Below are 25,546 nucleotides of genomic sequence, written 5' to 3'. Positions count from 1 at the left end.
AACGAACGCCACGCCATCGTCCCGAGGAGTCACATGCCCGCCGCCGCCCGCCGGTCCATTCTCGCCGTCCCCGCCAGCAGTTCGCGGATGCTCGAGAAGGCCCGTGGTCTGCCCGCCGACGAGATCTTCCTCGACCTCGAGGACGCCGTGGCACCCGGTGCGAAGGCGGACGGGCGTGCTGCCGTGGTCGCGGCGCTCGGGGCCTCCGACTGGGCGGGACAGGCCAGGGTCGTCCGGGTCAATGACTGGACCACACCGTGGACCCTCGACGACGTGGTGACCGTGGTCCGCGGTGCCGGTGCCCACCTGGATTCGATCCTGCTCCCGAAGGTGACATCGGCCGCGCAGGTGACCGCACTGGACCTGCTGCTGCGCCAACTGGAGATCAACGCCGGACTGCCGGTCGGCGAGATCGGTGTGCAGGCGCAGATCGAGAATGCCCAGGGGTTGGCGGCCATCAACGAAATCGCCTCGGCCAGTGACCGATTGCGTTCGCTGGTACTCGGCCCGGCCGACATGATGGCCTCCCTGGGCATGCGCAGCCTGGCGGTGGGCGAACAACCGCAGGGCTACACCCGGGGAGATGCGCATCATCACGTGTTGATGACGATCCTGGTCGCGGCCCGCGCACACGGTCTGACGGCCATCGACGGGCCCTACCTGAAAATCGATGACGCGCAGGGCTTCCGGGCGGTCGCCGAGGCGTCGGCGGCGCTCGGCTACGACGGCAAGTGGGTGGTCCATCCGAGCCAGATCGAGATCGCGAACGAGGTCTTCAGTCCGCGGCAGTCCGACTACGACACCGCTGAGAACCTGCTCGAGGCGTACGCGCACGCCACGTCGGCCGCCGGTGGCGAACGTGGTGCGGTCCGCTTCGAAGGTGAGATGATTGACGAGGCGAGCCGGAAGATGGCCGAGGTGATCGCCGCCAAGGGGCGGGCCGCGGGCATGACCCGGACATCCGCCGACGCGTCCTCGACGAACTGAAGCAGCATCCGGGCCGACCGAGTACGCAGACCCGATAACCAGACCCCCGAGCACCCAGACCCCCGAGCACCTCGACCAAGGACACGGTGACGATGAGCAATCCGATGCGACCCACTCCACGACCAGGGCTGCCCACACCGCCGAAGGGGTGGCCGATCGGTTCGTACACGACCTACGCCGAAGCCCAACGCGCGGTCGACTTCCTCGCCGACGAGAACTTCGAGGTTCAGGACGTCACCATCGTCGGCGTCGACCTGATGCAGGTCGAACGCGTCCTGGGGCGACTGACCTGGGGCAAGGTGATCGGTGGCGGGATCGTCTCCGGCGCCTGGCTCGGTCTGTTCTTCGGCCTGCTGGTGGGAATCGTGGTCGAGGATCCCTTGATGCCGTTGATCGTTGGCCTCGTCGGCGGCGTCATCTTCGGTGTCGTGTCGACGTCGATCCCGTATGCCGCCACCAGGGGGCAACGGGATTTCGCGTCGACGATGCAATTGGTCGCCGGCCGCTACGACGTGCTGTGCGATCCGAAGAGTGCCGAACGGGCCCGCGACATGTTGACCCGCCTTCAGCCGTAGCCGGATCCCGGCCCACGGGGGGTCCGCCCGATCCGCCGAATACGCTGCGACACGCCTGGAACGACGTGGCCTTGCCCTGGACGACCACTTCTGGGTACAACTATGTCCATAGTGCTGCGCGTCACTATTTGACGCCTATAACGTGAGTGCTGGGCATTCAGGTGTGTGCTTGGAAGACCGCACGCACCTCCAACGCATCGAGGAGGCTGCGTGAAGCGCACAGGCGATCGCCCCGTGGACGGGAAATTGTCCACCGGTTTTGACGGAGCGGCGTCCCAGGGTCCGGGGACGAAGAAATACGGCGGACTCAAGAAATTCGGATTGTCGTGCGCTGCAATCGCTGTGGCTCTCCCGGTGATCAGCGCCTGCAGTTCCGGTTATACCGCCGGAACGATCAACATATATGCGCCAGCGGACGGCGCCACATTCATCGAAGAGGCCGCAAATACCTGCACCGCGAACTCGAATGGCGAATACAAGATCAAGACGGTCGCCCTTCCCAAGGCCGCCGACGACCAGCGGTTGCAGTTGGCGCGCAGGCTCGCCGGGAACGACAAGGGCCTCGACCTCATGGGTATGGACGTGGTGTGGACCGCCGAGTTCGCCGACGCGGGCTGGATCGAGCCGGTCCCAGATGACCTGGCCGCCAAGGTCACCGAGACCACGCTCGGCGGTCCCGTCGAGACCGCCTTGTGGAAGACCGACGACGACGAGCAGAAGCGTCTCTACGCGATCCCGACCTGGACCAACACCCAGCTGCTCTGGTACCGCAAAGACGTTCTGCAGCAATATCTGAACCGGCCCACCCCGCCGGCCACGTGGGATCAGATGCTGGTCGAGAACGAAGAGATCCGCAAAGCCGGTGGGCCGAGCTACATCATGGTGCAGGGCAAGCAGTACGAGGGACTGATGGTGTGGTTCAACTCGGTTCTGGTCAGCGCCGGGGGACAGGTCCTCGATCCCGACGACCCGGAGAAGCAGACCCTCAATGACACCCCCGAGCACCGGGCCGCCACCCTGAAGGCGTTGCAGACGCTCAAAGCCGTTGCCACCGCGCCGGGCCGGGATCCCTCGATCACGAACAGCGACGAGTCTTCGGCGCGGCTCGGGATGGAAAGCGGCCTGGCCACCTTCGAGGTCAACTGGCCGTTCGTGTTCCCGTCGATGCGGTCGAACTCCGCCGCCGGAGACGTTGCATTCCTGAAAGAGGTGCAGCAGCAGTACGGACCGATGTTCGCCGATCCGGACAACCCTCCTGCCGATTCGGAACTCGCACCGGCCAACGAGCTCGTGCAGACGAAGTTCGATTTCGCCCGCTACCCGGGTGTGGAGGCCGACCAGCCGTCGAGGGTGACGCTCGGCGGGGTCAACATCGCGGTCGCCGACACCTCGCAACAGAAAGAGTTGGCGTTCAAGGCCGCTGAGTGCCTGACCGACGAGCAGTCCCAGAAGCTGTACTCGATCAGCGGTGGTACGCCTCCCACGATCGAGTCCATCTACAGTGACCCCGAGTTCCAGGCCGCCTACCCGATGGGCGACGCGATCAAGGCGCAGCTGGAGACAGATTCGGCCGCACTGCGACCGGCCTCGCCTGATTACCAGGCGATTTCGACGCTGATCACCGCAAAACTCAGTCCGGTCGGCTCGTGGGATCCGGAACCGATGGTCGACATACTCGCCGAGCAGGTCGACAAGGCCATCCAAGGGGAGGGACTGATCCCATGACCGCAACTCTGGACCGGGAATCCGCGCCGAGCAAGAAAAAGAAGAAGCCGCCGCTCAGTGAGGGCAAACGGGCCGAGCGGCGCCTCGGCCTCTGGCTGATCACCCCGGCGGTGATCATGATGATCCTGGTCACCGGTTACCCGATCGTGTACGCCTTCTGGCTCAGTCTGCAGAAGGCCAGCCTGTCGGCGCCCGGCGACGACGAGTTCATCTGGTTCACCAATTACGGAACCGTCCTGACCGACAGCTATTGGTGGACGGCACTGAGCATCACCCTGTTCATCACCGTGGTGTCGGTCGCCATCGAGTTGGTTCTCGGCATGGCGATCGCACTTGTCATGCACCGCACTCTCTTTGCCAAGGGCGCGATCCGCACAGTGGTGCTGATCCCGTACGGCATCGTCACCGTGGTCGCGGCGTTCTCGTGGTACTACGCGTGGACGCCGGGTACGGGTTACCTGGCGAATCTCCTGCCGGAGGGCAGCGCCCCGCTCACCGAGCAGTGGCCTTCGCTGGCGATCATCATCCTCGCCGAGGTCTGGAAGACAACACCTTTCATGGCCTTGCTGCTCCTGGCCGGACTCGCGTTGGTCCCGGACGATCTGCTCAAGGCGGCGCAGATGGACGGTGCCGGGGCATGGACCCGGTTGTGGCGCATCATTCTTCCGTTGATGAAGCCCGCGATCCTGGTGGCATTGCTGTTCCGCACGCTCGATGCCTTCCGCGTGTTCGACAACATCTACATCCTGACCAGGGGCAGCAACAACACCTATTCGGTCTCGATGTTGGGTTACGACAACCTCTTCAAGGCGTTCAACCTGGGAGTCGGCTCCGCGATCAGCGTGCTGATCTTCCTGTGCGTGGCGATCATCGCGTTCATCTTCATCAAGTTGTTCGGGGCCTCGGCGCCCGGCTCTGACAACGAGGGGCGGTAGGCACCGGTGAATATTCTGATGGGACGCCGGATCGGATGGTCGGTCGTCAACCTGCTGGTACTGGTGTACGCGCTGATCCCGGTCCTGTGGATCGTGAGTCTGTCGTTCAAACCGCCGGGCTCGGTGAAGGACGGCAACTTCATCCCGACCGAGTGGACCTGGGACAACTATTCCAGCATCTTCGAGACCAGCGCATTCACCTCGGCGCTGCGTAACTCGATCGGCATCGGGTTGATCACCACGGTGATCGCCGTGGCGCTGGGCACGATGGCCGCCTATGCCATTGCCCGCCTGGACTTCCCGGGCAAGAAGACGCTGGTGGGCGCGGCGCTCTTGATCGCGATGTTCCCGCAGATCTCGTTGGTGACGCCGCTGTTCAACATCGAGCGCCGGCTCGGACTGTTCGACACCTGGGCCGGTTTGATCCTGCCCTACATCACCTTTGCGTTGCCGCTCGCGATCTACACGTTGTCGGCGTTCTTCCGGGAGATTCCCTGGGAGCTGGAGAAGGCCGCGAAGATGGACGGTGCCACCCCGGCACAGGCCTTCCGCAAGGTCATCGCCCCGCTGGCCGCACCGGGCATCGTGACCGCGGCGATCCTGGTCTTCATCTTCGCCTGGAACGATCTGTTGCTGGCGATCTCGTTGACGTCGACGGAGAGGTCGATCACGGCTCCGGTGGCGATCGCGAACTTCACCGGCAGCAGCCAATTCGAAGAACCCACAGGATCGATCGCGGCCGCGGCTGTTGTCATCACGATCCCGATCATCATCTTTGTCCTTCTGTTCCAACGTCGAATCGTTGCCGGTCTGACCTCCGGCGCTGTGAAGGGATAACCAATGGCCGATATCGTGCTGGATCAGGTGACCAAGAAATTTCCAGATGGTTCTGTGGCCGTCAACGATGTGAACATCAACATCGCCGACGGCGAGTTCGTCATTCTGGTCGGCCCTTCCGGCTGCGGAAAGTCGACAACCCTCAACATGATCGCCGGCCTCGAGGACATCACCTCGGGGGAATTGCGGATCGCCGGCGAGCGGGTCAACGAGAAGGCGCCCAAGGACCGCGACATCGCGATGGTGTTCCAGTCGTATGCGCTGTACCCGCATATGACGGTGCGTCAGAACATCGCGTTCCCGTTGACCCTGGCGAAGATGTCCAAGGCCGAGGTCGCGGAGAAGGTCGACGAAGCCGCGCGCATCCTCGACCTGGGTCAGTACCTGGACCGCAAGCCCTCGAACCTGTCCGGTGGTCAACGGCAGCGGGTGGCGATGGGCCGGGCGATCGTTCGTTCGCCCAAGGCCTTCCTGATGGACGAGCCGCTGTCGAACCTCGATGCGAAGCTGCGCGTGCAGATGCGGACCGAGATCGCGGTTCTGCAGCAGCGCCTGGGAACCACCACGGTTTACGTGACCCACGACCAGACCGAGGCCATGACCCTCGGTGACCGGGTCGTGGTGCTGCGGGCGGGCAACGTCCAGCAGATCGGTACACCCTCCGAGCTCTACAATTCGCCGGCGAATCTGTTCGTCGCCGGATTCATCGGGTCCCCGTCGATGAACTTCCTTCCGGGGCGATTGACCCAGACCGGAATCGAGACCGCGATCGGGGAGGTCGTCCCGACCGAGATGGGCAAGGTCGTCGACAACGCGAAGCAGGTCAAGAGCAACGGTGAGGTGCTGATCGGTATCCGGCCCGAACATTTCGAGGACGCGAGTCTGGTTGACGCGATCGCGAAGTCGCGGGGTGCGACATTCGACGCAAAGATCACGGTGCTCGAGTCGATGGGTTCGGACAACTACGCGTACTTCAACATCGAGGGTGGACAGGCATCATCGGCCGCGCTGGCCGAGATCGCGGCCGACGCCGGATCGGAGATGGGTAGCGGTCAGTTGATCGCGCGGCTCTCGCCCGAATCGCCGATAGCCAAGGGACAGCAGGCGGAACTGTACTACGACACCTCGAAGGTGCTGGTGTTCGACCAGCACAGCGGCGCGAACCTCAGCCTGTAGAGCTACCGGCCGGTCAGGGAAGTTTGCGTCGACGGCGTGAGTGGGTGAGGAGTTCATCGATGATCTCCTCGTCCCACACGTGTCTGCGCACCAGGCGGTAGCGCTCGCAGGCCAGCCACAGATACAGTTCGGCGTCGCTCTCGATGTCGGGCAGGACATTTGCGCGTCGAGCCATCCTGACCACCGGTAGGAACTCCTCTCCGAACCACCGGCGCGCGACCTCGACGCGGTGGAGGAAGTTTCCGGTTTCCTGACTGAGGCGAAAGCCCCACGCTTCGACGTTCTCGGCCAGCTCGGCGTAGTCGAAAGGGTCGTCGAACGAGATCGCCTCGCGCTGTCTGCCTTCCAAGGGGACCCGGGACAGGAAGAGCCGTCGGTGATCCTTCATGATCAGGTCGGAGCGGGCGGTGATCCCTTCCGGTGAGATCCGGGTGTGGATTTCGGTGACATAGGCGTCGATCGTGGTGAACTTCCGGGCGATCGCAATCGACACCCGATGATGACCGTCGATGACGAAATGCATTCTGCCGATGCGATACAGCTGGACCGGCGGTACGGATTCGCCTCGGCGTTGAGCGGTGGCCAGACGTTGCCACCGTTCCCTGATCCGGGCCGACGTCGGCCGGAAGTTGCGGTCGAAGTCGCGGGTACGATCGACGCTGCCGACAATCGTGGCGACCTCCACCGCGACCAGCCCGAGATAGGTTTCTCCGGTCTTGCCCAGTGCGGCAACGACTTCGTCGAACGGCAGAACCGTGTTGACGTCGGCCGGTTGCCGGGTCAGCCAGGCCGACAGGCGCGCCAGTTCGGCTTTACGCCGTTGTCTGCTGAAGTCGTTTTCTGCGTCGGGGCCGGGAAATCCGGTGTCACGAGCCATGTCGCCTCCGCTGGATCACGATCTCGCCGCCGCCCGGTTCGATGTCGAAGACGCTGTACCCGACGGTGTTCATCGCGATCGTGCTCGAACGCAGCGTTCCGCCGAGCTTGCGCTTCTTGTGCAGGATCGTGTGGTCCATCGGCGTCTGCCCATGCGGGTGGATGTGCCCGTGCACCAACAGTTGTGGGCGCAGGCGGTAGATCAGCGGAAGGTAGCACCGGAAGCCGCGATGGGGTCCGTCTTCGGCATCTCCGATACCGCGTGGTGGGCTGTGTGTCAGCAGGATGTCGATACCGGACCCCGGGCGCAGGCGGTAGCGGAATCGTTGCAATGCCAGCCGTTTGGCTCGCCGGCGCTGAGTGACCTCGCGGTACTGGTTGGGTCCTTCGTTGTAGCGGATGCTGCCGCCGAGCCCGGCTATCCGCAGCCCGGCGACCGTCACGATTCGGCCGTCGGCGTTCACCGCGCCCTGCGGACCGGGGTCCGTGGTCGGTAGCCCGGCCCGGGTCCAGCCGCTACGTGTGCGTTTGAAACCGGTCAGGTCGCGGTCGTGATTACCCGGCACGAAGACGCAGGGTGCCTCGAACCGGGTCATCAGCTTTTCGAGATAGTCGAAGGGAAGGTCCCCGGCAGCGATGATGAGGTCGGGCGCGAGATCGTCGGCCACCCCATGCCCGAGGCTGTCGACGACTTCGTCCGAGACCGCGAGTACACGTACCACTTCACCGACCTTAGCCATCTCATCGACCCTAGCCCCGTGGGGCCGTCGGGATGCCGAAGATGATGGTGTTTTACTGGTGTTTGCGACTTTAGGGAGTGTGATGAGCGATTCTGCGGTGTCGGTGATCGAAGTGGTGTCGGCGCACCTTCAGCAGGCATTCTCCGGTTCGCAGCCACAGCGGGCCTCGGTGACCTTTCTCGGTCTGGAATCCATTGATGTGCTGCGATTCACCGGTGGCGAACGTGATGGCGACGACGAGGTCGCCTATGTCTCACTGGGTTGCAGCCGTCACCCGATGGGGGAACCCGATCAGATGCTGGTCGATCCGACGGTCGGTCCGCGTGGTGAGATCGTGGTCCGGATGCACGCCTCGGGGCCATTGGCGGGACTGCATCGCAGCGTCGCGATGTTGGCGGCAGCACCCGCGGTCGAGGGTCTGGTGCTCACTGCCGACGGTCTGATCGATCTCGGTGAGCCGCTCTGGGAGGGTTCGAACTGCACCGCCGTGGTGTTGGAGGCCGATGTGATCGCGCCGTGCCCGCTGCCCGGCGACCTCGAAGACGTCAACTTCTTCCGGGCCATCCCGATCACGGCGAACGAGGCCGCATGGGTGCGGCTCAAAGGCCTCGACGCCCTGCGCAGTGCCTGGGCCGAAGCGGGCATCGACGTCCGCGATCCGGTCCGCGCGGGCGCCACCATCGGCTGACCCCTCGATGGGGGGTCAGAGCCGGGGCTGACCCACTCAGGAGTTGCGCGAGGACGTCGAGTCCTTCGTCGAGTGTCGCCGCTCGCACCGCGGGGTCGTTGCCGTCGCCGAATGCGGCGTAATCAGGCAAATACGGGTATCCGGCACCGACGCCCAGGGTCAGGCGTCCATCGGAGAGATGCTCCAGGGTGATCACCTCGCGGGCCGGTTTGCCCAGATGTCGCCGGGGGACCGGTGTGACGAGGGTGCCCAATCATCGGAGGAAGATGCTCGGGCGTGGAAGGCACGCGCCAGAATGTTACAGATATTTTGGAGCGTGAAAAGCGTTCAGAGCCAATGATTTTTGCGAAATGTCCGCCATAGTGCGGTGCAGACGCCGATCAGGAAGGCCAGCACGATGAAGTAGCTGTACTTCCATTGCAGCTCGGGGATGTTCTCGAAGTTCATCCCGTAGATGCCGGCGACCATCGTCGGCACCGACGCGATCGCAACCCACGCAGAGATCTTGCGCATGTCGGTGTTCTGCTGAATGCCCACCTTGGCCAGGGCGGCATCGATCAGTGAGGTCAGCACCTGGTCGTAGCTCGTGATCTGTTCGTTGACGCTGCTGTGGTGGTCCAGGACATCGCGGAAGTATCGGCGCACTTCCTTGGGCACCAGCTTGTCCTCGGAGCCGGTCAGGCGGCGCAGCGCCGCGTCGAGCGGATCCACCGCCCGCCGCAACTCCATCACCTCGCGCTTGAGCAGATACACCGGTTCGATCTCCACCCGCCGGCCAGGGGAGAAGATGACCTCTTCCATGGCGTCGACGTCCAGCTCGATCCTGGCCGTGACGTCGACGTATGTGTCGATCACGTGGTCGGCCACCGCGTGCATGACCGCGCTGGGCCCGAGCGCGAGAAGTTCGGGACGGGCTTCGAGATGCTTGCGGACCCCCGCCAGGCCGGTGTGGTCACCGTGGCGGACGGTGATGACGAAGTCCGGGCCCGAGATGACCATGATCTCACCCGTTTCGACCACTTCGTTGGAGACCTGAACTGTCTCGTATTCAACATATTTCACGGTTTTGAGAACCAGGAACAAGATGTTGTCGTACTGCTCGAGTTTGGGGCGCTGGTGGGCCAGGACGGCATCTTCGACGACGAGTTCGTGGAGGCCGTAAGCCCCTGCCACACCTTCCATCTGGCGGTTGTCCGGTGCATGCAGTCCGACCCAGACAAAACCGCGGCCATTCGTCCGGACCTCTTCGAGGGCACCGGCGAAAGTGCGCATACCGGGCAGACGGTGACCGTCGACATACACAGCGCAGTCCACCACCGCCCGGGACGGGGGAATCGGCACCGACGCCGAGGCTTTCGGTTCGACCGCGCCGGGGCGAAGATGTGGCCGCGAGGGCATGACTGTCTCCTTCGTTGCGGGTGTCGAACGCCGTTCGACCCCTCGAAGATGTTACGCCCCCCGCAACACCGGGCGACGTCACCGGCCGGGGCCGCGGCCCCGGTGAGAGACTGTGCGCCATGGGCTTCGACACCACGCTCTACCTGACGATGTTGATCACCCTCGTGGTGATCATGGATCCGCCCGGCCAGGTGCCGCTGTTCCTGTCGCTGGTGGGTCATCGTCCACCCGCGGTGCGCCACCGGGCCGCCTGGCAGGCGCCGGCTGTGAGTTTTCTGGTGATCACGGTGTTCGCGATCGCGGGGAACGCGATATTGAGTTACCTGCACATCGGAATCCCCGCGTTGCAGGGCGCCGGGGGACTGCTGTTGCTCCTGGTGGCGCTGCAGTTGCTGACCGGCCTGGGCAACGCCGGAAATCCGCAGTCGGTCTCCGACGATGTGAACGTGGCCCTGGTACCGCTGGGGACCCCGCTGCTCGCCGGCCCGGGCGCCATCGCGGCGGTCATCGTCAACGTGAGTCAGGCCGACGGTGAGACCGCGGCATACCTCGCCATCGGTGCGGCGATCATCACCGTCCACATCGTGCTGGTCGCGGCACTGCGCTTCTCGACGGTCCTGATCAAGCTGCTCGGTATCGGCGGGATCACCCTGATGGCCAAGATCGCGGGTCTGTTGCTCGCCGCGATCGCGGTCCAGTTGATCGCCGATTCCGTGCGCGGCTTCATCGTCGCAGGCTAGTGAGGCGAACCGGCCCAAATGTTGCCTGATGCTCACGATCCGGAGGTCCGCAGGTGTGAGCCCGGTCATCTGAAGTAGCGTTGTCGCCGTGACCGAGCCCCGGGGCGTCGAATCGCCCGTAAATGATGACAGTGCAGCAACAACGATCACCCGCGAGGAGATCTTTGCCGGCCATGAAGGCGGCAAATTGTCGACGAACATCACCGCGCCGCTCAACACCAAGCGGGCGTTGTCCATTGCGTATACGCCCGGCGTCGCCGAGGTGTCCCGTGCGATTGCGGCCGACCCCGAGCTGGCCCGCCGCTACACCTGGACCAATCGTCTGGTGGCGGTCGTCAGCGACGGCAGTGCAGTGCTCGGACTCGGTGACATCGGTCCGGCGGCGTCGTTGCCGGTGATGGAGGGCAAGTCTGCGCTGTTCAAGAACTTTGCCGGCCTCGACTCGATCCCGCTGGTCCTGAGCACGAAGGATCCCGATGAGATCGTCGAAACCCTGGTTCGGTTGCGGCATTCATTCGGTGCGGTGAACCTCGAGGACATCTCCGCGCCCCGCTGCTTCGAGATCGAGAAGCGGGTGATCGAGGCTCTCGACTGCCCGGTGATGCACGACGATCAGCACGGCACCGCGATTGTGGTGCTGGCCGCACTCAAGGCGGCGACCAACCTGCTGGGCAAGACCCGTGCCTCCCTCAAGGTCGTGATCTCCGGTGCCGGTGCGGCGGGGGTTGCCTGCACCAACATCCTGCTGGCCGTGGGCATCACCGACGTCACCGTGATCGACAGCAAGGGCATCGTGCACTCGGGACGCACCGACCTCAATGATGTGAAGGCAGAGCTGGCCTCACGTACCAATCCGGACCGGCGCACCGGAACGTTGTCGGATGCGTTGGTCGGTGCCGACGTCTTCGTGGGCGTCAGCGCGGGCAAGGTGCCCGAGGAGGCGTTGGCGACCATGAACTCCGATGCCATCATCTTTGCGTTGTCGAACCCGGACCCCGAGGTCCATCCCGAGATCGCCGCGAAGTATGCGGCGGTGGTGGCCACCGGTCGGAGCGACTTCCCCAACCAGATCAACAACGTGCTGGCTTTCCCCGGCGTGTTCCGGGGTGCGCTGGACGCCGGCGCCCGCCGGATCACCGAGGCGATGAAACTCGCTGCGGCCGACGCGATCGTCGAGGTGCTCGGTGACGATCTGTCGGCGCAGATGATCGTGCCGAGCCCGCTGGATCCACGGGTTGCGCCGGCCGTCGCCGCCGCAGTTGCCCGGGTCGTCGCTGAGTGAACGGCTTCATGACCCGCGGCGCTCGACGGATACTGCCGGCGTTGGTGCTGGCCGGTTCGCTGATCCTGGTGGGATGCTCAGAACCTGGTCCGGCGGCGCAGCCGCTGGTCACCGGATCGGCCCCGGACACGCCGAGTCGCGTGGTGACCGCCATCTACGCCGGTGCGTTGCGGAACGCGGGTGCTGACGTCTCCGACGACCATCCGGTGGGCGACTACGCGGAATTGCTGGCCGGGATGGACGAGCGTTCGGTCGATCTGATGCCGGCCTGGTCGGGGGAGTTGCTCGCCCAGCTCGATCCCGGCGCTGCCGGTCGCAGCACCGAGGACGTCTACAACGAGTTGAATCAGGCGTTACCGCAAGGTGTTTCGGTGGGTGACGCGACGTCGGTGCAGGACAAGACGCTCGTGTACATCTCGTCGGAACTGGCCACGGCCACCGACGTCGACGAACTGTCCGATTGCGCTGCGCTACCGGCCGGGTTGCCGCTGGTCACCGTTGTCGAGCCCGACCCGATCACCCTGAGCGAGTTGGGTAGTGCCGGTTGCGCATTCGCACCGCCGGTGGTGCTCGATGTCGACGAGGCGATCGCCGAGGTCGCGGCCGGCCGGGCCGCAGGCCTGTTCTCGGCGCTCGGTGTGGTCGGGGACGATTCCGGGCTGCAGGCCCTGGCCGATACCGACGACGCCTTGCGCGCGGCGGACCTGGTTCCGGTCTTCCGGACCGCCGCCCTGGACCGAGACCTGTTCCGGGCGATGAACAAGGTCGCCGGAGAGCTGACCACCGCCGACCTGACGACGATGTCGGAGCAGGTCGACGGGGGTGCAGATGTGTCGGCGGTGGCCGGTCGCTGGCTGGCCGAACACAGCAGTTGATCGACGGTTACGTTTCGACGCCCGCGCCGCTCCGGGTCAGGTGGCTGCCCAGGTAGTCGCCGAGTTCGTCGACGGCTGCCGCGGCGGCGGGCATCAGGGGTGCGGCCACGTGCGCAACGTGCCACAGCGGACCCAGGTCGCTCAGCGTGACCTCGACGCCGGCGGCCCCGAGGCGGGTGGCGAAGTCGGTGACCTGCTGCAGCAACATCTCGGGTCGGCCGACCTGGATCAGCGTCGGCGGTAGCCCGGTCAGGTCGCCGCGCCCGGGTGCGTACCTCGGATCGTCGGGATTGCCGTCACCGAGGTACATCTGCGCGCTCTGGTCGGCCCAGGCGGCATTGACCACGATGTCGGTGCCGTTGTCGCCCTGCCGGGCGGCGGGATCGACCCACGGTGAGATCAGTCCCAGCGCCGCCGGTCGCAGGCCGTGCTCGTCGATCAGCACTCGAGCGGTTGCCACGGTCAACCCGCCGCCTGCCGAGTCACCGGCGATGGCGATGGATTCGGGTCCGTATCCGCGCGCCACCAAATCGCGAAATGCCGCCACCGCGTCGTCGACGGCCGCCGGACACGGATGTTCCGGTGCCAGACGGTAATCGAGGACGTAGACCTCGGCCCGGGTGGCCGCCGCCAGACTGGTGGTCAAACCGCGATGGGACTTCGGTGAACCGGTGACGTAGGCACCGCCGTGCAGGTAGAGGATCGCCTGCGCATGCTGGGTCGGTCCGACGGTGATCCGTTCGGTGGGCAGGCCACCGAGCACGATCTTGCGGATCACCTGATCCGGCAACGGCGGAACCAGCCGCGCGCCGGCGTCGAGCAGTCGCCGCTGTACCGCCGGCGCCAAGCGCGCATTCAAGGCCAACCGGAAAGCGGGCTTGAGCAGGCGCTCGCTGGCCGGGATCGACAGGGTCAGTGCAGTTCTCGGTAGGGCGATCACAGTACTGCCGACGGATCGTGCGGCACCTTCTGCGGCTTCGGCGCAACACGGCCTGCGAACTTCGAGATCACCACTTCGTAGAGCGAACCACCGGCGCGGACCAGGACATCGACGACCTTGGCATCGGCGCCGACCAGCACCCGGGGGCGGTTCTTCTCGATTGCGGCGATGATGATCTCGGCGGCGCGCGGGGAGGTCGTCCGGGCCAGCTTCTTGTCGAAGAGCTCGGCGGCACCGCGCTGATCGTGGCCTTCGGACACCGTCGAGTTGCGTGCGATGGCGGTCTTGATGCCGCCGGGGTGCACGCAGGTGACCTGGACCGGATGTCCGGCGATCCGCATCTCCTGGTACAGCGATTCGGTGAACCCGCGCACCGCGAACTTGGCCGCGTTGTAAGCACTTTGGCCGGGCATGGCCAGGATCCCGAACAGTGACGACGTGTTGACGATGTGGCCGTCACCGGACGCGATGAGGTGGGGGAGGAAGGCCTTGGTCCCGTTGACCACACCCCAGAAATCGATGTCCATCACACGTTCGTACTGCTTGAACTCGGTGATCTCGACTTCACCGTGATGGGCGATCCCGGCGTTGTTGATGACCAGGTTGACCTTGCCGAAATGCGCCGCGACGGTGTCGGCGTACTCGAGGACGGCTTCCCGTTCGGCAACATTGAGCAGCTGTGAATGAACCTGCGCTCCTTGTGCTTTGAGGAGTCGTTCGGTCTCGTCGAGCCCGGTGGGGTTGACGTCACTGATCGCCACGAGCGCGCCCTTGGCTGCCAATTGCAGTGCCAGGTCGCGTCCCATGCCGGATCCGGCCCCGGTCACCACGGCAACCTTGCCCTTGAAATCCTTCATGATGTCACCGTTTCTGTTGCGGGGCGGGCGGATTCGGCCGCTGTGCGGGCGGGCACACCGGCAGGGGCACTCGAGGTGTCGTATGCGGCCAGGTCGAACTCCCGCGTGATGCGGCGGTAGTTGAACGTGAATCCCGGCCACAGCGTCGTGATATTGCCGAAGGCGTCCTTGTACCAGCTGGCGCAGCCGCCGGTTTCCCAGACGCTGGACTTCAGATTCTTCTGGATACCGACGTTGTAGTCGTGCTGCACATCGGATCGGACCTCGACGCGGGCGAGGTCATACTTGCGTTGCAGATTGAGGAAGTCCCCGAGGTAGTTCAGCTGGGATTCGATCATGTAGACCATCGAGGTGTGGCCCAGGCCGGTCGAGGGACCCACCATCAGGAACAGGTTCGGGAACCCGTGGACGGCGGTGCCCTTGTACGCGTTCATCCCGTTCGCATCCCAGACCTCGGTGAGGCTGGCGCCGTCCTTGCCGATCATGTGCTCGAAGGCGGGGGAGTCGGTGACATGGAAGCCGGTTGCGACGACGATCGCGTCGACGTCCCGGACGACCCCGTCGGCGGTGATGATCCCGGTGGCGGTGACCTCTTTGATGGGGTCGGTGACCAGGTCGACGTTCTCCTGGCCCAGTGCCGGGTAATAGGTGTTCGACAGCAGGATGCGCTTGCATCCGACCTTCCAGTTCGGGGTCACCGCGGCACGCAGTTTGCGGTCGGAGATGCCGCGCGCGATGTTCCGCTTGCCGATGATCTTGGCCGGGGCGAGCACGTTGGGAGCGTGCGTCAGGCCGAAGGAGACCAGCTCGTGTGCGGCGTAGATACCGCCGCGGACGGCCTTCTGTAACCCGGGGATGTTCTTGAACGCCCAGTTCTCGGCCGCCGAATACGGGCGATCCGCGCGCGGCAGTACCCATGGCGCTGTCCGTTGGTACACGTCGAGGCGGCCGACCTCCTTGGCCAGTTCCGGGATGATCTGGATGGCCGAGGCACCGGTGCCGATGACCGCAACCCGCTTGCCCGCGAGGTCGTAGTCGTGGTTCCACTGCGCGGAGTGGAAGACCTCACCGGTGAAGTCGGCGATGCCCTTGATGTCGGGAAGTTTGGGTTCGCAGAGGGGGCCGACGCCGGCGATCACGAACGTCGCGCGGTATTCACCGGCAGAGGTCGTGATGGCCCACTGGCCTGCGGCCTCGTCCCAGGCGATGTTGGTGACCTCGGTGTTCCAGCGCGTATTCGGTTCCAGGTCGTGCTGGTCTGCGACCGCGTTGATGTACCGGTGGATCTCGGGCTGCCGGGAGAACGAACGGCTCCACGTGGGGTTGAGGGCAAACGAGTACGAGTAGAGGTGTGAGGGCACATCGCAGGCGGCACCGGGGTAGGTGTTGTCGCGCCAGGTACCGCCGAAGTCACTTCCGCGATCGAGGATCACGAAGTCGTCGATACCCTGCTGCCGCAGCTTGATCGCGGCGCCGAGTCCGGAGAAGCCTGCGCCGATGATGGCGATCTTTACAACGTTCATGGGTACGAACTTACCCACTACTGACCGAGTGTCAATAGGGTCGGGACATCTTATTGACAGAAGGTCAGTAAGATCGGCTGTCATGACCACCGCCCGCCGTACGAGAATGAGCCCGCAGGCCCGTCGCGATCAGCTGATCGAACACGGGCTGCGGATGCTCGCCGACCGGGCGCTGGATCAGGTGTCGGTCGAGGAGGTGGCCGAGGCGGCAGGCGTCTCGCGCGCTCTGCTGTTCCACTATTTCGAGTCCAAACAGGACTTTCTGGTGGCGCTGACGACCACACAGAGCCAGCGGATGCTCGAACGCACCGAACCGGATCTGAGCCTGGAGGATCCCCTGGCGATCGCCCGGGCATCTCTCGCGGCGTTCATCGACTACGTGTCGGCGAATCGGTCGGCCTATCTGGCGATCCTGCAGGGCGTCGGCGCGTCGGATCCGGCGATGCGCAAGGTCGCCGACGACACCCGCGCGGTCATGGCCGAGCGGGTCCTGGGGTTGGCCGATCTACTCGATCTGCAGCGCACACCGGTCCTCGAACTGGCCGTCCACGGCTGGGTCACGTTCAGTGAACAGGTCACGGTCCGGTGGCTGCTCGACGACACCGGTGTCACCCGCGAGACCCTCATCGAACTGATCACGCAGGCCCTGCCGCTGCTGGCGATGACCGCCGGCACCTTGGCCACCGCGGACGACTAGCCCCGGACACCCCCCCAGATACCGAAAATGTGCCCTTTTGGCGACTAAAAGCCCAGGTGGGCGCCGCCAAAAGGGCACATTATCGGGGGGTTGGATCAGGCGAACGCGGTATCCACGATCTCCTGCTGCTCGACGGCATGGACCTTCGACGAGCCCGACGACGGTGCCGACATCGCACGACGCGACACCCGCCGCAAACCGCTGAAGTACTCAGGCAGCATCTCCGGCAGCGTGAGGCCGAAGTACGGCCAGGCACCCTGGTTCTTCGGCTCTTCCTGGACCCAGAACACTTCCTTCATGTTCGGGTACTGCTCGAGCGCGTTCTTCAGGCGCTTGTGCGGCACCGGGTAGAGCTGCTCGATACGGACGATCGCGATGTCGTCGCGGTTGTCCTTCGCCTTACGGGCGGCCAGCTCGTAGTAGAGCTTGCCCGACACCAGCAGGACCCGCTCGACCTTGCTGCGATCGCCGCCACCGTCGAAGGACGGATCGTCGATGACCGAGCGGAACTTGCCGTCCGTGAACTCGGAGATCGGGGAGACCGCGGCCTTGTTGCGCAGCATCGACTTAGGGGTGAAGACGACCAGTGGACGGCTGATCCCGTCGAGCACGTGGCGCCGCAGCAGGTGGAAGTAGCTGGCCGGCGTCGACGGCAGAGCGACCGTCATCGAACCCTCGGCGCACAACTGCAGGAACCGCTCGATGCGGCCCGAGGTGTGGTCGGGGCCCTGGCCCTCGTGACCGTGTGGGAGCAGCAGCACCACATCGGAGGTCTGGCCCCATTTGGCCTCGCCCGACGAGATGAACTCGTCGATGATCGACTGGGCTCCGTTGACGAAGTCACCGAACTGGGCTTCCCACAGCACGAGTGCGTCGGGATCGCCCACGGAGTAGCCGTACTCGAAACCGACGACCGCGTACTCGCTCAAGGACGAGTCGTAGACGAGGAACTGGCCGGGGTTGTCCGGGTTGGTCTCGGCAATCGTGCGCAACGGGGTGTACTCGTCGCCGGTCTCCCGGTCGATGAGCACCGAGTGCCGCTGGGTGAACGTGCCACGACGCGAGTCCTGGCCCGACAGCCGGACCGTGCGGCCCTCTTCGACGAGCGAGCCGAAGGCGAGCAACTCGCCGAACGCCCAGTCGACGTTGCCGTTACGCGACATGTCCTGGCGCTTCTTGAGCACCGGCTGGACCCGCTGGTGGACGGTGAAGCCCTCGGGCACGTTGGCGAAGGCGTCGCCGATCCGCTCGACGGTCTCTTTGCTGACCTTGGTCTCCAGTTTCACCGGGAGGGCCTGATCGGCTTCGACCGACGGGCTCGGTGCGGCCTGGTACTTCTCGAGTTCGCGGACCTCGTTGAAGACCCGCTCGAGCTGGCCCTGGTAGTCGCGCAGGGCGTCTTCGGCCTCTTTGAGCGAGATGTCACCGCGGCCGATGAGGGCTTCGGTGTAGCTCTTGCGGACGCTGCGCTTGGTGTCGATGACGTCGTACATGGCCGGCTGGGTCATCGAGGGATCGTCACCCTCGTTGTGACCGCGTCGGCGGTAGCAGACGAGGTCGATGATGACGTCCTTGTTGAACTTCTGCCGGTAGTCGACGGCCAGTTTGGCCACCCACACGCAGGCCTCGGGGTCATCGCCGTTGACGTGGAAGATCGGCGCACCGATCATCTTCGCCACATCGGTGCAGTACTCCGACGACCGCGACGATTCCGGTGCGGTGGTGAAGCCGACCTGGTTGTTGACCACGATGTGAACCGTGCCGCCGGTGCGGTATCCGGGCAGCATGGCCAGGTTGAGGGTCTCGGCGACCACACCCTGACCGGCGAACGCGGCATCGCCGTGCAGCATCAGCGGCAGGACGGTGAACTCTTCTTCGCCACCCTTGTTGTGCAGGTCCTGCTTGGCGCGGACCAGGCCCTCGAGAACCGGGTCGACCGCCTCGAGGTGCGAGGGGTTGGCGGTCAGCGAGACGAGGATCTCGTTGTCACCGAACATCTGGTAGTACTTGCCCTCGGCGCCGAGGTGGTACTTCACGTCGCCGCTGCCGTGTGCCTGCGACGGGTTCAGGTTGCCCTCGAACTCGGTGAAGATCTTCGAGTAGGGCTTGCCGACGATGTTGGCCAGCACGTTCAGGCGGCCGCGGTGCGGCATTCCGACGACGACCTCGTCGAGGCCGTACTCGGCGCTCTGGTCGATGACGCCGTCCATCATCGGGATGACGGCCTCGGCACCTTCCAGCGAGAAGCGCTTCTGCCCGACGTACTTGGTCTGCAGGAAGGTCTCGAAGGCCTCCGCGGCATTGAGCTTGGACAGAATGTACTTCTGCTCGGCCACCGGTGGCTTGACGTGCTTGATCTCGACCCGATCCTGCAGCCATTGCTGCTGTTCGGGTTCGAGGATGTGGGTGTACTCGACACCCACGTGGCGGCAGTACGAATCACGCAGGATCGACAAGATGTCGCGGAGCTTCATCTTGTTCTCGCCGTGGAATCCGCCGACCTTGAAGCTGCGATCGAGATCCCACAGTGTCAGCCCGTAGGTGATGATGTTCAGGTCGGGATGGGAGGCGCGCGCATCCGAATCGAGCATCAGTGGATCGATGTCGGCCATCAGGTGACCCCGATTGCGATATGCCGCAATCAGTTCCAGCACCCGTGCGTTCTTGTCGACTTCACCTTCGGAGATGTCGCGACGCCACCGGATCGGCTCGTACGGGATGTGCAGCGTCGTGAACATCTCGTCGAAGAAGTCATCCGAGAGCAACAGCTCGTGGATCTTCCGCAAGAAGTCGCCGGACTCGGCGCCCTGGATGATTCGGTGATCGTAGGTCGAGGTCAGGGTCATCAGCTTGCCGACACCCATCTCGGCGATGCGTTCGTCGCTGGCGCCCTGGAACTCGGCGGGGTACTCCATCGCGCCGGCGCCGATGATGGCGCCCTGGCCCTTCATCAGACGCGGGACCGAATGCACGGTGCCGATGGTGCCGGGGTTGGTGAGCGAGATCGTGACTCCGGCGAAATCGTCGCCGGCGAGTTTGCCTTCGCGGGCACGGCGGACGATGTCCTCATACGCGGCATGGAACTCGGCGAAGTTCATGTTCTCGCAGCGTTTGATGGCGGCGACCACCAACATGCGCGACCCACCCTTGCCGGGGAGGTCGATGGCCAGGCCGAGGTTGGTGTTCGCAGGTGTGACGATGTTCGGCTTGCCGTCGACCTCGGCGAAGTGCCGGTTCATGTTGGGGAACGACTTGATCGCCTGCACGATGGCGTAACCCAGGATGTGGGTGAACGAGATCTTGCCGCCGCGGGTGCGCGCCAGATGGTTGTTGATGACCGTCCGGTTGTCGATCATCAGCTTCGCCGGGATCGCACGCACACTGGTCGCGGTGGGGATCTGCAATGACGCAGACATGTTCTTGGCGACCGTGGCCGCTGCGCCGCGCATCACCTGAGAAGAATCCTCGGTGGCGGCCGGGGCAGCCGGCTTCTTTGCAGTGGGCTTCTTCGAGGCGGTGTTGTCTTTGGTGGGCGCCGGTGACTTCGCCTTGGCCGGGGCCTTGGGTGTCTCTGCCTTCGCCGGAGGGGCGGTGGTGGCCTTGGCCGAGGGTAGTGTGGTGGTGGCGTTGGATCCGTCGCGACTGGTCTCCGACTGACCCGCTGCGGCCTTGCTCGCGGGCGTGGGATCGACGGCCGGCTTGTTCGAACCCGAACCGTTGGCCGCGGCGGCGGGCGTCGTCTCGGCGGTGCCGCCGGTGGTTGTTTTTGCCCCGTTGGCCTCGGCGGCGTAGTTCTTCAAGAACTCATGCCAACTCGGATCAACCGAGGTCGGGTCTTTTTGGAAGCGCTGGTACATTTCCTCAACCAGCCACTCGTTCTGTCCGAAGTCTGAAATCGAACTGCTGCTCACGGCAGTATCTCGCCTCAATTCATTAATTGGTCGGCGTGCGTTTCCGACCTACGTGCGTTTGCGAAGTCCCAGATAACAAGGTTAGACCCCAGTGGACTACGAGGCTATGCCGGTTGGCTGCCTTCGTGGCGTGGGTCACTTGGTTCGGCCTCATCGGGTGTGATACCAGCAGTCCACAAAGCACGGTACCGACCATTCAACAACAGCAATTCCCGATGTGTTCCGAGTTCGACGATACGTCCGTCGGACACCACCGCTATGCGATCGGCGCGGGCCGCGGTGGCCAGTCGGTGCGCGACGATCACCGACGTCCGGGACCCGGTCAGGTGACGTCCGGCGGCCAGTACGCGGCGCTCGGTCGACTGGTCCAGGGTGGCGGTGGCCTCATCGAGCAGCAGCAGGTCCGGGTCGACGAGTTCGGCGCGGGCCAGGGCGATCAGTTGCCGCTGCCCCGAGGACAAGCCCTTGCCGCGTTCCCCGATCGGATGGTTCATCGCCCCGGGCAGGCCCGCGATCATCGACAGGGCGCCGACCGCCGACGCTGCCGCTGCGATCTCGTCATGGGTCGCATCCGGCCTGCCGTAGGCGATGTTTCCGGCCACGGTCCCGGTGAACAGGTGCGGTTCCTGGGGCACCACGCCGAGGCGGGACCGGTAGTAGCCGAGCCGGAAGTCGCGGATGTCGGTGCCGTCCATCCGGACCGAACCGGTGGTCGGGTCGTAGAAGCGGGCTAGCAGTTTGACGATGGTCGATTTGCCGGCACCGGTCTCACCGACCAGTGCCAGGGACGTCCCGGCGGGCAGATCGAGGTCGACCCGCGACAGGGCGTCCCGGGTCGCACCGGCGTACCGGAAGGTGACCTCGCGGAGCTCGGCATGGCCCTCGAAACCACCCGGCGGCGGTGAGATGGTCGTCCCCGGTCCGCCGTCACGTGACCCGTAGCTGTCCGGGCACTGCACACTGCTGCGGGTCGCCAGCAGGTCGGAGATGCGGCGGAGTCCGACCAGCGCCTGCTGGTAGCTGTCGAACACCTGGGACAGCTGTTGAACGGGACCGAAGAGCATTCCGAGATAGAGGACAAAAGCGACGAGCGTGCCGGCGCTGGTCTGGCCGCGGGCCACCTGATGGGCGCCGACCGCGATGATGCCGGCGGTGGCCAGATCTGCCATCAGTGTGATGAACGGGAAGTAGATCGAGATCGCCTGCTGGGAGACCATCCGGGCCCGGACGTAGGTCGCGGCGCGGGTGGTGAAGCGGGCCATCGCGAAACCTTCGTGGCGGTAGGCCTGCGTGGTGCGGACACCGCCCACGTTCTCTTGGAAGTCGGCGTTGACCTCGCTGATCAACTCCCGTGACCGGGTGTACGCACGCGAGCTGATCCGGCGGAAGACGATCGTCGCGATGATGATCGGCGGGAAGACCACCAACATGAGCAGACCCAGCGACAGATCGGTCAGGAGAACCGCCACCCCGACCCCGACGATGGTCAGGGTGCTGACAATCGCCGACGACAGCCCGGTCTGCAGGAACGTCGATAGTGCATCGACGTCGGTGGTCATCCGCGTCATGATGCGCCCGGACAGTTCCCGTTCGTAGTAGTCCAGCCCGAGACGTTGCAGGTGGGCGTAACTGCGGACGCGCAGGGCGTAGAGGACGCGCTCGCCACTTCGGGCGGTGATCACCGTCATCACCGCGGCGGCGAGGAATCCGATGGCCACGGCCACGAGTCCGAGGCCGGTGGCCAACCACAGGCGACCCGACTGATCGTCGGTCGCGCCGTCGATCCCGAACCGGGCGATGGTCGGAAACGCCAAACCGACGAGGGTGTCGATCGAGATGCAGACGACCACCGCGGCCAGCAGCCATCGAACGGGCCGCAACAGCTGACGCAGCGAGAAGTCGGGACGGTCCCGCCGGATGTCGCTGTCGTCCACGGGCGGCGATTCGTCGGCGGGCGGCAGGGCGGCCACGGATTCGAGGAGTTCAGGTGTCGCGGGCATGGCACCGAGTGCTCCCGCGATGCCGCCACCGCCACCGCGACCCCGGCCGCCGATCGCGTTGGTGACCGCCCGGGCCGGCTCGACCGCGTCGGGTGCGTCGGCCGGCCACAGCGCCGACGTGTCGAGCGCGGGGTGGTCGAGAAACGCTTCGTCGGGAGAATTGTCGTCGGCGAGTTCGCCGTCGAGAGCGTCGAGGTCGGTGGTCATCAGCGCGCGGAACTCGGGACAACGCTGTGTCAGTTCGGCCTCGGTTCCGATGTCGATGATCCGGCCGCGGTCGAGCACCGCCACCCGATCGGCCAGGGACAGCGTCGATCGGCGATGGGCCAGGAGCAGCATCGTGCGGGTGGAGGTGCGCAGGTGGGCAAAGATCTTCGCCTCGGTCTGGGCGTCGACCGCCGAGGTGGCGTCGTCCAGGATCAGGACGCGCGGGTCGGTGTACAGCGCTCGCGCCAGCGCGATCCGCTGTCGCTGACCGCCGGAGAGGGTCAGTCCGCGCTCACCGACGATGCTCCGGAAACCGTCCTCGAGTGCGCTGACGAAACCGGTGGCCTGGGCCTGGGCGGCGGCCTCGAGGACGCCGGCCGGGATGGGACCGTCCTGGTCGAACTTGCCGACGTGGGCGTTCGGGGCGATGTTCGCGGCGACGGTGTCGGAGTACAGAAAGGGTTCGTCGAACACCACGCCCACAGCGCCGCGCAGCTCCTGGGTCGCGATGGTGTCGATGTCGTGGGCGGTGCGGGCGCCCGGCGCGTCGGATGGTCCCGGCGTCGTCAGCTCCACCGAACCCGAGTCAGGGCGATAGAACCGGTCGGCGAGCATGGCCAGCGTCGATTTGCCGGAGCCCGGGGTCCCGACGACCGCGACCACCTCACCGGGCGCGATGGACAGATCCAGGTCATGCAGGACCGGTTGGGTGGCGCCGGGGTAGGTGAACGTGACGTCTCGGAGCTCGAGTCCGAGTGGACCGTCGGGCAACAGTCCCGTCGCCGCCAGACCTGGATCTGCCGGTTGGTCGATCACGCCGTACACGCGTTCGACGGCGGCGCGGGCGAGCTGTGCGGAGACGATCAGGGAGGTCAGGACACGGGCCAGCCCGGTCATCGTCGTGACGTAGGTGGCGAAGGCCAGGAAGGTGCCGATCGAGATGGACCCGATCATCGTCAGGTATCCGCCGAGCGCGATGATCGCGACCATGCCCAGTTGCGGCACCGCGGCCAGCACGGGTGCAAAACGAGCGTTGACCTTCGCGGCCCGCAGCCGAAGTGAATAGAGGCGCCTGCCATACCCGACGAGTTCGTCGACCGCGCGATCTTCCTGACCGAATCCCTTGACCACCCGGACTCCGGTGACGGTTTCTTCGACATGCTGTGCCAGATCCGCCGCGGCCTGCTGCGCCGACCACGTGGCCGCGAACATCCGTCTGCGGCTGTTGAACGCGATGACCGCCACCAGGGGGATGACCAACAGTGCGACCACGGTCAGCACCGGCGAGAGCCAGAACATCACGCCGATGGCGAGGACCACCTGGAGTGCGGCTCCGAGTGAGAGCGGCACCATCGCGAGCAGACCTTGGACGAGTTGCAGGTCGGTGATGGACCGCGAGACGACCTGACCGGTGCGGATCTGGTCCTGCGCGGCCCCGTCGGTCCGCAGCACCGACTCGAGGACCGAGAGCCGCAACGAGTTCTGCACGTTCAGCGAGAGTTTGCCCGCGGTCAGCCGACGACCGTACTGGCACCCGTATCGCACGAACGCCAGGACCACCATGACCAGCGCGATCGCACCGATGGTGTAGCCGTGGCCGGCGACGCCGGTGGCCTCGTCGATCGCCGCCTTCGTCAGCAGTGGGATGCAGAGGTCGATGACCACTGCCAGAGCGGTGACACCCAGGGTGATCGCCACCAGCCGCCGGTGGCGCAGGCATTCGCCGGCGAGCCGTCGGATCCAGCCGGGTCCGGCCGAAGCGGTGTGTGGTCGGGTCAACTAGCGCTCGGCCCATCGCCGGAGGTGGGGATCTGCGGGTTGTCCGCGGCATGTTGTGGATTGCCCACGGCGTAGAGGGGGACATTCGGGTCACGGACCGGCCAGTAGGGCGGCGGTGGTCCGAAGACCTGCCGTGAGTTGTTCACGATGATCCGGCCCAGTGCGCGGTTGCCCACGCCGCCGATGACCGCACCGAAACCGGCGGGGAGCAGTTTGCCCGCGGCCAGTGGCAGCTTCCGGAGCGCGTACTTCTTGAAGTAGGTGCGGAGCAGCTTCTGGTTGAGCGTGCGCAGGACCGGCGCGGGGATGAATCCACCGAACGCCCTGGCCAGGGTGCCGGATTTGGCGCCCAGTGAGTCCCGGACCACGGCAAGACCGGACTCGCCCAACGCCACGGTCAGGACGAGGGCCTTGCGGCGTTCCCGGTCGTGGAGCGGAACGCCGTGGACCTCGGCGATCGCCAGTGACAACAGCGCCGACGCCTCGATGAAGAAGGCGGTCTCGGCGCCCAGCGAGGCGAGCGACACCATCGTCCCGATGCCGGGGAACGCCGCCGCCGCACCGACCGCGCCACCGGAGCCGGTGACGGCGAGCAGGAACCGGCTCTCGAGGCGTTCGATGATCTGGGCGGGGGACTCCTGCGGATGCTCACGCCGAAGGCGCTGGATGTATTTGGTGACCGCGGGCGCCTGCAGATGCTGGGCGTGGTCGACGAGTGAGTCGATCATGCCTTCGGTTTTGCGGGTCGCGCCGATCGCATTGCCGTTGCCGATCGACGAAAGTTGCTTCTTTGCCACG

Annotated in this window: 21 protein-coding genes; 11 read left to right on the top strand and 10 right to left on the bottom strand. The window is 65.3% G+C overall.

All coding sequences use genetic code 11. The annotated features are described in order from the left end of the window. Positions 1-33 precede the first annotated feature (33 nt). The 6 genes from AC51GR_RS17645 to AC51GR_RS17620 all read left to right on the top strand — a co-directional run bounded on the left by AC51GR_RS17645 (position 34) and on the right by AC51GR_RS17620 (position 6,235). The gene (locus AC51GR_RS17645; protein ID WP_496325954.1) at positions 34-987 is read left to right on the top strand and encodes an HpcH/HpaI aldolase/citrate lyase family protein; all 954 of its coding nucleotides are present in this window, start codon (positions 34-36) and stop codon (positions 985-987) included. 92 nt (positions 988-1,079) lie between these two features. Continuing rightward, entirely contained in the window at positions 1,080-1,562 is a 483-nt protein-coding gene (locus AC51GR_RS17640) for a YflT domain-containing protein (protein ID WP_496325953.1), read from the top strand. 210 nt (positions 1,563-1,772) lie between these two features. Next, positions 1,773-3,287: an ABC transporter substrate-binding protein gene (locus AC51GR_RS17635; RefSeq protein ID WP_496325952.1), complete on the top strand. Its 1,515-nt coding sequence runs from the start codon at positions 1,773-1,775 to the stop codon at positions 3,285-3,287. Then, the gene (locus tag AC51GR_RS17630; RefSeq protein ID WP_496325951.1) at positions 3,284-4,222 is read left to right on the top strand and encodes a carbohydrate ABC transporter permease; all 939 of its coding nucleotides are present in this window, start codon (positions 3,284-3,286) and stop codon (positions 4,220-4,222) included. The genes AC51GR_RS17635 and AC51GR_RS17630 overlap by 4 nt, the downstream gene beginning before the upstream one ends. 18 nt (positions 4,223-4,240) lie before the next feature. Further along, positions 4,241-5,059: a carbohydrate ABC transporter permease gene (locus AC51GR_RS17625; protein ID WP_496326229.1), complete on the top strand. Its 819-nt coding sequence runs from the start codon at positions 4,241-4,243 to the stop codon at positions 5,057-5,059. 3 nt (positions 5,060-5,062) lie between these two features. After that, on the top strand, positions 5,063-6,235 hold the full coding sequence (locus tag AC51GR_RS17620; RefSeq protein ID WP_496325950.1) for an ABC transporter ATP-binding protein: 1,173 nt from the start codon (positions 5,063-5,065) through the stop codon (positions 6,233-6,235). Positions 6,236-6,248: 13 nt separating this feature from the next. On the opposite strand, the gene AC51GR_RS17615 is transcribed toward AC51GR_RS17620, so the two are convergent. Next, entirely contained in the window at positions 6,249-7,112 is an 864-nt protein-coding gene (locus tag AC51GR_RS17615) for a chromosome partitioning protein ParB (RefSeq protein ID WP_496325949.1), read from the bottom strand. Then, positions 7,102-7,833: a metallophosphoesterase family protein gene (locus AC51GR_RS17610; RefSeq protein WP_496326228.1), complete on the bottom strand. Its 732-nt coding sequence runs from the start codon at positions 7,831-7,833 to the stop codon at positions 7,102-7,104. The genes AC51GR_RS17615 and AC51GR_RS17610 overlap by 11 nt, the downstream gene beginning before the upstream one ends. A gap of 100 nt (positions 7,834-7,933) precedes the next feature. Between AC51GR_RS17610 and AC51GR_RS17605 the strand changes: the two genes are divergently transcribed. Then, the gene (locus AC51GR_RS17605; protein ID WP_496325948.1) at positions 7,934-8,539 is read left to right on the top strand and encodes a suppressor of fused domain protein; all 606 of its coding nucleotides are present in this window, start codon (positions 7,934-7,936) and stop codon (positions 8,537-8,539) included. Here AC51GR_RS17605 and AC51GR_RS17600 read toward each other — a convergent pair. After that, positions 8,451-8,792, bottom strand: coding sequence for an LLM class flavin-dependent oxidoreductase (locus AC51GR_RS17600; protein ID WP_496325947.1), 342 nt, complete (start codon positions 8,790-8,792; stop codon positions 8,451-8,453). The genes AC51GR_RS17605 and AC51GR_RS17600 overlap by 89 nt on opposite strands. A 74-nt stretch (positions 8,793-8,866) precedes the next feature. Then, complete coding sequence (locus tag AC51GR_RS17595; RefSeq protein WP_496325946.1) at positions 8,867-9,937, bottom strand: magnesium and cobalt transport protein CorA; 1,071 nt, start codon at positions 9,935-9,937, stop codon at positions 8,867-8,869. Between the two features lie 119 nt (positions 9,938-10,056). On the opposite strand from AC51GR_RS17595, the gene AC51GR_RS17590 reads away from it, so the two are divergent. The 3 genes from AC51GR_RS17590 (at position 10,057) to AC51GR_RS17580 (ending at position 12,834) form a co-directional block, all read left to right on the top strand. Next, positions 10,057-10,677 carry a MarC family protein gene (locus AC51GR_RS17590; RefSeq protein ID WP_496325945.1) on the top strand — a complete coding sequence of 207 codons (621 nt, stop codon included), beginning with the start codon at positions 10,057-10,059 and terminating at the stop codon, positions 10,675-10,677. A gap of 88 nt (positions 10,678-10,765) precedes the next feature. After that, positions 10,766-11,959, top strand: a complete 1,194-nt coding sequence (locus AC51GR_RS17585) for an NAD(P)-dependent malic enzyme (protein ID WP_496325944.1) — start codon at positions 10,766-10,768, stop codon at positions 11,957-11,959. A gap of 8 nt (positions 11,960-11,967) precedes the next feature. Next, on the top strand, positions 11,968-12,834 hold the full coding sequence (locus tag AC51GR_RS17580) for a glycine betaine ABC transporter substrate-binding protein (protein ID WP_496325943.1): 867 nt from the start codon (positions 11,968-11,970) through the stop codon (positions 12,832-12,834). A gap of 7 nt (positions 12,835-12,841) precedes the next feature. Here the strand turns inward: AC51GR_RS17580 and AC51GR_RS17575 are convergent, their stop codons facing one another. The 3 genes from AC51GR_RS17575 to AC51GR_RS17565 are packed head-to-tail and all read right to left on the bottom strand — an operon-like array spanning position 12,842 to position 16,154. Beyond that, the gene (locus AC51GR_RS17575) at positions 12,842-13,774 is read right to left on the bottom strand and encodes an alpha/beta hydrolase (RefSeq protein WP_496325942.1); all 933 of its coding nucleotides are present in this window, start codon (positions 13,772-13,774) and stop codon (positions 12,842-12,844) included. Further along, positions 13,771-14,631, bottom strand: a complete 861-nt coding sequence (locus AC51GR_RS17570) for an SDR family NAD(P)-dependent oxidoreductase (RefSeq protein WP_496325941.1) — start codon at positions 14,629-14,631, stop codon at positions 13,771-13,773. The genes AC51GR_RS17575 and AC51GR_RS17570 overlap by 4 nt, the downstream gene beginning before the upstream one ends. Continuing rightward, positions 14,628-16,154 (bottom strand): flavin-containing monooxygenase, encoded by a 1,527-nt coding sequence (locus tag AC51GR_RS17565; protein WP_496325940.1) that lies wholly within the window; start codon positions 16,152-16,154, stop codon positions 14,628-14,630. Before AC51GR_RS17565 ends, AC51GR_RS17570 begins: the two co-directional genes overlap by 4 nt. Before the next feature lie 82 nt (positions 16,155-16,236). Here AC51GR_RS17565 and AC51GR_RS17560 point away from each other — a divergent pair, with 82 nt between their 5' ends. Next, positions 16,237-16,851 (top strand): TetR/AcrR family transcriptional regulator, encoded by a 615-nt coding sequence (locus AC51GR_RS17560; RefSeq protein ID WP_496325939.1) that lies wholly within the window; start codon positions 16,237-16,239, stop codon positions 16,849-16,851. A 95-nt stretch (positions 16,852-16,946) separates the two neighbouring features. On the opposite strand, the gene AC51GR_RS17555 is transcribed toward AC51GR_RS17560, so the two are convergent. From AC51GR_RS17555 to AC51GR_RS17545, 3 genes are all read right to left on the bottom strand, one after another. After that, entirely contained in the window at positions 16,947-20,762 is a 3,816-nt protein-coding gene (locus AC51GR_RS17555) for a multifunctional oxoglutarate decarboxylase/oxoglutarate dehydrogenase thiamine pyrophosphate-binding subunit/dihydrolipoyllysine-residue succinyltransferase subunit (protein ID WP_496325938.1), read from the bottom strand. 104 nt (positions 20,763-20,866) lie between these two features. Beyond that, positions 20,867-24,748 (bottom strand): ABC transporter ATP-binding protein, encoded by a 3,882-nt coding sequence (locus tag AC51GR_RS17550; protein WP_496325937.1) that lies wholly within the window; start codon positions 24,746-24,748, stop codon positions 20,867-20,869. Further along, positions 24,745-25,545 (bottom strand): hypothetical protein, encoded by an 801-nt coding sequence (locus AC51GR_RS17545; RefSeq protein ID WP_496325936.1) that lies wholly within the window; start codon positions 25,543-25,545, stop codon positions 24,745-24,747. The genes AC51GR_RS17550 and AC51GR_RS17545 overlap by 4 nt, the downstream gene beginning before the upstream one ends. Between the last annotated feature and the right edge of the window lies 1 nt (position 25,546).

The sequence above is a fragment of the Williamsia sp. z71 genome (assembly GCF_059553375.1).
This window is presented reverse-complemented; position numbering and strand designations above follow the sequence as displayed.

Coding starts and splice junctions, on each gene's coding strand:
- AC51GR_RS17565 (WP_496325940.1), bottom strand. CDS start 16,154: ATGAACGTTGTAAAGATCGCCATCATCGGCGCAGGCTTCTCCGGACTC.
- AC51GR_RS17625 (WP_496326229.1), top strand. CDS start 4,241: ATGGGACGCCGGATCGGATGGTCGGTCGTCAACCTGCTGGTACTGGTG.
- AC51GR_RS17630 (WP_496325951.1), top strand. CDS start 3,284: ATGACCGCAACTCTGGACCGGGAATCCGCGCCGAGCAAGAAAAAGAAG.
- AC51GR_RS17595 (WP_496325946.1), bottom strand. CDS start 9,937: ATGCCCTCGCGGCCACATCTTCGCCCCGGCGCGGTCGAACCGAAAGCC.
- AC51GR_RS17620 (WP_496325950.1), top strand. CDS start 5,063: ATGGCCGATATCGTGCTGGATCAGGTGACCAAGAAATTTCCAGATGGT.
- AC51GR_RS17645 (WP_496325954.1), top strand. CDS start 34: ATGCCCGCCGCCGCCCGCCGGTCCATTCTCGCCGTCCCCGCCAGCAGT.
- AC51GR_RS17590 (WP_496325945.1), top strand. CDS start 10,057: ATGGGCTTCGACACCACGCTCTACCTGACGATGTTGATCACCCTCGTG.
- AC51GR_RS17605 (WP_496325948.1), top strand. CDS start 7,934: ATGAGCGATTCTGCGGTGTCGGTGATCGAAGTGGTGTCGGCGCACCTT.
- AC51GR_RS17640 (WP_496325953.1), top strand. CDS start 1,080: ATGAGCAATCCGATGCGACCCACTCCACGACCAGGGCTGCCCACACCG.
- AC51GR_RS17570 (WP_496325941.1), bottom strand. CDS start 14,631: ATGAAGGATTTCAAGGGCAAGGTTGCCGTGGTGACCGGGGCCGGATCC.
- AC51GR_RS17580 (WP_496325943.1), top strand. CDS start 11,968: ATGACCCGCGGCGCTCGACGGATACTGCCGGCGTTGGTGCTGGCCGGT.
- AC51GR_RS17560 (WP_496325939.1), top strand. CDS start 16,237: ATGACCACCGCCCGCCGTACGAGAATGAGCCCGCAGGCCCGTCGCGAT.
- AC51GR_RS17615 (WP_496325949.1), bottom strand. CDS start 7,112: ATGGCTCGTGACACCGGATTTCCCGGCCCCGACGCAGAAAACGACTTC.